Genomic DNA, 5,675 nt, shown 5'->3' on the forward strand with positions numbered 1-5,675 from the left:
GCATCGTCGACGAGGCCGTCGACGACCTCGTGGCGGACCGGCTGAAGGGCCGGGGGCAGGTCGTCCGCGGAGCGGGGCGACGCGACGTACAGGGACGGGCGCTCCCGCCTGAGCGGCGGGCCACCATTGGCGACGACCACCGCCAGCCACGGCAGGACCACAGCGATGACGACGGCGGCGAAACGCGGCCAGCCGTGTAGCGCGACCACGGCGAGCACCAGGCAGACGGTACGGAACAGCATCGAGATCACGTATCGGCGCTGGCGTCGCTGGATCTCCTCCGGGCGGGACAGCACCGCACGTGTGATCAGAACAGCGTCGCTCTTGCGCCTGATCCGCACTGGTCCACTTCCCGTCGTCAGGACAAGCCCCGGATGCCTGCCCAGTGTGCGCCGTACCAGGCCGCACCGCCCATACAAGCATGACCGCCCGTACCAGCATGACCGCCGGCCGCCTGATGGAACAATTCTCGGCCGCCCGGCCACTTGCAGCCACATTCGGCGACACGCGGCGACTTCCCGCAACTCCCGCGGCCGGCCGTGAAGCCTGACGGCTCGTTCATGCGTTGAAAAGGGGTACACCGCACCGCGCCGGACGCGGGTCGCGGACACGAGCGGCCAGACGCGCACGACCGGACGCATGCGGCCTCGCCGGTGCCCGCGAGGATGTCAGCACAGGCAGGAGAACCATAGATGATCGGAAAAGCCGGCCTTCACCAGGACGCCCGGTGGCATCCGTCGACCTCGGCGCGCTCCGGGCCGCCCCGGGAGACCCCGCCCAAACCCGCGCCCACGCCCCCGCCGAAGTGGCGTCGCTGGCTGCTGCCCGTCGGCTTTGTGATCACAGCGGCCCTGCTGTTCGCGCCCAGCCTGTTCCCGAAGCAGGCCACCTCGTACAGCTTCACCCGGTTCACCCAGCAGGTGGACGCCGGCAAGGTGCAGGCCGTCACCGTCAACGACAAGGGCGGCGTCACCGGGACACTCAAGGACGGCGCCAGCTTCACCTCGCAGGTGCCGACCGCGCTGGACACCCAGGGCGTCCTCGAGCGCATGGAGGCGAAGAACGTCGAGGTGAAGGCCACCCGGACCGGGACGTCCTTCCTGTCGGTCCTGCTGAGCTTCCTGCCGCTGCTCCTGCTGGTCGGGTTCTTCCTGTGGACGGGCCGGCAGGCCCAGCGTTCGCTGGCCGGCGGGCTCGGCGGCATCGGCCGGTCCCGCACGAAGATCATCGATGCGGAGCGCCCGACCACCCGGTTCGCCGACGTGGCCGGCTACGAGGGCGCGAAACAGGAGGTCAGCGAGATCATCGACTTCCTGCGCGACCCCGGGCGCTACCGGCAGGCCGGCGCGAGGGGGCCGGGCGGGGTGCTCATGGTCGGCCCGCCCGGCACCGGCAAGACGCTGCTGGCCCGCGCGGTCGCCGGCGAGGCCGAGGTGCCGTTCCTGTCGGTGAGCGGCTCCGGGTTCGTCGAGATGTTCGTGGGGGTCGGCGCCTCCCGCGTCCGCGACCTGTTCGGCGAGGCGCGCAGGCGCGCCCCGTCCATCATCTTCATCGACGAGATCGACGCGATCGGCGGCAAGCGGGGCTCGGGCCTGCTCGGCGGCAGCCACGACGAGCGGGAGCAGACCCTCAACCAGCTGCTCGCCGAGATGGACGGGTTCGACCCGGCCGAAGGCGTGGTCGTGCTCGCCGCCACCAACCGGCCGGAGACCCTCGACCCGGCGCTGCTGCGCCCCGGGCGTTTCGACCGGCAGGTCACCGTCCCGCTGCCGGCCCAGAGTGAGCGGGCCGCCATCCTCGCGGTGCACAGCCGGGGCAAGCAGCTCGCCCCCGACGTGGACCTGTCCGTGGTCGCCCGCGGCACCCCGGGGTTCTCCGGCGCGGACCTGGCCAACCTCGTCAACGAGGCTGCGATCAACGCCGTCCGGGGCGGGCGCAACATCATCACAGCCGACGATCTCGACGCCGCCCGGGAACGGATCATCCTGGGCCGCCGGGACGCGACCAACGTGCTGCTGCCCGAGGAGAAGCAGTCGGTGGCCGTGCACGAGTCCGGGCACGCGCTGGTCGCCGCGCTCTCCGCGCACGCCGACCCGGTTTCGAAGATCACGATTCTGCCGGCCGGGATGGCGCTCGGTGCCACCCAGCAGCTGCCCGAGGACGAGCGGCACCTCTACACCGAGGGCTACCTGTACGACTCCCTCGCGGTGCGGCTCGGCGGGCGGGCCGCGGAGCTGGTCGTGTTCGGCCAGGGCTCGACCGGGGCCGCCAACGACCTGGCCGGCGCCACCGCGCTGGCCACCAGGATGGTGCGCGAGTTCGGCCTGTCCCCCGTCCTCGGGCCGGTGGGCTACGCCTCGGGCAGCCCGCAGTACCTCGGGGCCGAGGAGATCGTCTCCCGGCCGTACTCGGAGGAGACCCAGCGGATCATCGACGCGGAGGTGGCCCGGCTGGTGCGGGAGGCCGAGGAGCAGGCCGTGAGCCTGCTGCGCGCGCATCGCGAGGCGCTCGACGCGCTCACCGGCATCCTGCTGGAGCGGGAGACCGTGGACGGCGCCGTCCTCGACGACGTCCTGCGCGACCACGCCCCCGTCGCCGCTCCCGTCGCAGCCCCCGTCGCCACCTCCGCCGCGATCCCGGACGCCGCGGGCGCCCCCGGCACGGGCAGCCCCGGCAGGGGTATCCCCGACACGGCCGCCGACGCCCGTGGACAGCGGAAGCGGTAGGTGAAAACCGTCATCCCAGCAACGTTTTCCACCTACGGGTTCCGCGCCCGTAGGTGGAAAACGTTGTACTGGTAGCGGTTTCCACCTACAGGGCCGGCCGAGGGGTACCGGTCACGGGTGCGCCGTTCGCTGTTGATCGCACCGTTCCGCCGTAATCGATCGTCCGGCGGGCGGTTCACAGATCGCACGCCGGAACGGCAACGACCCGGAGTCGGTGAGCCAACACCCACTCCAGGTCCTGATACCCGCGGTCTCAACCCTGCGGGCACAGGAATTCGAACGTCACAGGCTACGTTCCGGCACCAGCAGCATCGCGTCATACACGGGGGATTGCGGGGTGTGCTTGATGCACCCCATGATCCGGTAGCCCCAGCGCAGGTAGGCGCCATGCGCGGGTTCGTTGCCGACGATGCAGGTCAGCGTGGTCCAGGGTTCACCACGCCCGGCAATGACGGCGTCATGCAACCGACGGCCGATGCCCTGGTTGGTCGCGTCCGGGCGGACCATGAGCTCGCGCAACCAGAAAATTTTCCCAGCCTTGGCTGCGGCACGGGCGGCTACTGGTCGGGCCTCCCCGAGGGAGAGCCACCAGGACATGGCGGCAGGCAGGGTGACTCCGTGGACGTAGCCGACGAGCCGGCCGCCCACACGGGCCGTGACGCTTTCGAAGCCGCTCATTTCCAGCGCGGCGCGGAGGCGGTCGGCGTAGGCGTCGACAGAGAAGAACGGATCACCCGCGTACGACGGCACGCTGTAGACCTCAGCATAGACGTCGAGGAGTTCTTCGACAATGACCTTCACCGCGTGTGCATCATGGTGCCACAATTCGATGTCCGCCACGGTGGTGGATCTCCTTCTCTTTCACTGCCATCAGGCGGTGTACAGGCTGAGCCGTTCGGCCATTTCCCTGGCCGGGTCATGGGTCCGGTGGAGCGTGAGGCCGTTGCGGACGAGTACAAGCTGCTTCATGTTCCGAGTGGAGCTCATACCGCCGTCGACGAGCCGCAGTGATTCCTCGGCGGCTGCCACGGTGTGGTCGAGGTCGCGGTTCTGCAGGGCTGCATAAGCCAACCGGGCCAGGCACATCCCTCGGTTGCGGGAGTGCTCGATGTCCTGGAGTTCGGCGGAGCGGTCCAGCAGTTTCACCGACTGGTTGTGCTGACCGAGGTCAAGGCGACACATGCCTTCCAGACAGGTGAGTTCGGCCTGGTTGAGGAAGGCAGTCCAGTCAGGATCACGCTGACTGGAACCATGCTCGAAGTGGGTCCAGGCACGTTTGATCGCGCTTCCGGCGGAGACGTCATCGCCGAGCCGCGCGTGGCCCTGGGCCTCGCGGATGGCCAGCAGGGCTGCGACCCGCGGCGGGGCGGACCATTCGGCTGCGTGAGCCTGGGCGATGCGGGCGAAGCGCACGGCTTCGCGGGCCTTACCCAGATCCACGGACTGGCGGGCCATGTTGGACAGGGTGCGGGTGGCCAGAGCGTCGTCGCCGGCGAGCATCGCGGTGTTGAGCGCCTCGGAGAAGTACACCCTGGCCTCGGTCTGCCGGCCGGCGTCGTAGCAGAACCAGCCCAGCGATGTGGTCAGTTGACCGGTGATGCTGTGTAGTTCCTGGCTGATGCCATCGGTGTAGGTGCCTTGGTCGAGCAGACGGTGAAGCCACAGCAACTGAGCGCGGGCTGATCGCCACAGCCGATCACCGCCGAAGCGCTGGTCGATGGCGTCCAGGTCGGCGGCGGCGGACCGCAACAGTTCCACTTCCTCGCTGCCAACCCGAAGCTCTGCATCACCCAGCATGGCGGAGGCGCTGGAGGACATCCAAGGCAACGGGCCACCGGCGGCGGCCAGTCCTAAAGTGGCGGCCCCGGCGGCGAGGGCTTGACGACGGTTCTCGGTAAATCCAGCGGGCCGAACGCTCTCGGCCCGCCGTCTTCGGTAGAATCCGAGTTCGGAATCCGTTTTAGCGCCGAAGATAGCGCGCAACGCGGAACGGTAGTCCTCCTGAGGCCATCTGACTACACCACGCTCGAGTTTTCCGATATAATGATCGTCGATAGGTACAACTCGACCGTCCTTTTCTTGGAAGATCCATGAAGCGACAAGATCCGCTAGTTCTTGACGACTAATATTTTCACCTGGTGAGCGCATTGAATCGAGCCTCAGACGGGCATGGCGAAGCAGGTCGTTGGGCTTGGGATCTGGCATGGGGCGTACCTCCGATAGCTGACGAAGAAATTCTTGCACAGCCAGCAGCAGCCAGCCGGTCGGACTGTCCTGACGTTCCGCAGGCGTCGTAGCTGCCCCCAAACTGCCCCGAGAACTGCCTTGACGAACCAAAGTGCCCCTTCACAGCCCCGCCGGTGCCCTCGTCCTGGCTGAACGATTCCTGTGAACTTGCGTCAGTGGTTCCGACCGGGCTGACGATGTCCCCGGTGGCGGGCCGGCGGCGGGGTGACCGAGGCCGAGGCGCTGGCCTTCGCCGCCGGGCAGAACGCGGCGTTGGAAACGGTCCACATCGCGCTGGCCCGCGCCTGGGGCGCGAACGGGCCGCCAGGCCGGAGCGGGCCTGACGGTCGGCCATATTCCCAGAAACGGAGCGGCACGTGATCCCTGAAGCTACTTTTCCGGCCCGGTTCCTGTGGCTGGAGATCACCGGGCGTTGTCAGCTCGCGTGCGTCCACTGCTACGCGGACGCATCCCCACGCGGCAGCCACGGAACAATGACCGCCGCCGACTGGAGGCGTCTCATCGAGGACGCCGCCGGCCACGGCATTGAGATGGTTCAGTTCATCGGCGGCGAGCCGACCATGCACCCGGCCTTCCCCGCGCTGGTGACACACTCGCTGGCGGCCGGCCTGCGGGTGGAGGTGTTCAGCAACCTCTACCGGGTCACCCCCACCCTGTGGGAGCTGTTCTCCCGGCCGGGCGTCCGCCTGGCGACGTCGTACT

General features: G+C 68.8%; 5 protein-coding genes. 2 read left to right on the forward strand and 3 right to left on the reverse strand.

All coding sequences use genetic code 11. The annotated features are described in order from the left end of the window. Nucleotides 1–341 (reverse strand): DUF3099 domain-containing protein (locus AC5LUJ_RS22730; RefSeq protein ID WP_493465721.1); only part of this gene is annotated, 341 nt, incomplete at its 3' end. A 351-nt stretch (nucleotides 342–692) separates the two neighbouring features. Between AC5LUJ_RS22730 and ftsH the strand changes: the two genes are divergently transcribed. Continuing rightward, nucleotides 693–2,726: an ATP-dependent zinc metalloprotease FtsH gene (gene ftsH / locus AC5LUJ_RS22735; protein ID WP_250281893.1), complete on the forward strand. Its 2,034-nt coding sequence runs from the start codon at nucleotides 693–695 to the stop codon at nucleotides 2,724–2,726. 282 nt (nucleotides 2,727–3,008) lie between these two features. Here ftsH and AC5LUJ_RS22740 read toward each other — a convergent pair whose 3' ends face one another. Both AC5LUJ_RS22740 and AC5LUJ_RS22745 read right to left on the reverse strand, forming a co-directional pair. Next, the gene (locus AC5LUJ_RS22740; RefSeq protein ID WP_250290804.1) at nucleotides 3,009–3,566 is read right to left on the reverse strand and encodes a GNAT family N-acetyltransferase; all 558 of its coding nucleotides are present in this window, start codon (nucleotides 3,564–3,566) and stop codon (nucleotides 3,009–3,011) included. A 30-nt stretch (nucleotides 3,567–3,596) separates the two neighbouring features. Beyond that, nucleotides 3,597–4,931, reverse strand: a complete 1,335-nt coding sequence (locus AC5LUJ_RS22745) for an NsdA family TPR-like regulatory protein (protein WP_250290802.1) — start codon at nucleotides 4,929–4,931, stop codon at nucleotides 3,597–3,599. Nucleotides 4,932–5,329: 398 nt separating this feature from the next. Here AC5LUJ_RS22745 and AC5LUJ_RS22750 point away from each other — a divergent pair. Beyond that, nucleotides 5,330–5,675, forward strand: a 346-nt coding sequence (locus AC5LUJ_RS22750; RefSeq protein ID WP_250290795.1) for a radical SAM protein, incomplete at its 3' end; no start/stop codon positions are given.

The sequence above is a fragment of the Protofrankia sp. CiP1_Cm_nod3 genome, from assembly GCF_982290655.1.

Excerpts from the sequence above, each read along its gene's own strand:
- ftsH (WP_250281893.1), top strand. The coding sequence starts at position 693 with ATGATCGGAAAAGCCGGCCTTCACCAGGACGCCCGGTGGCATCCGTCG.
- AC5LUJ_RS22745 (WP_250290802.1), bottom strand. The coding sequence starts at position 4,931 with ATGCCAGATCCCAAGCCCAACGACCTGCTTCGCCATGCCCGTCTGAGG.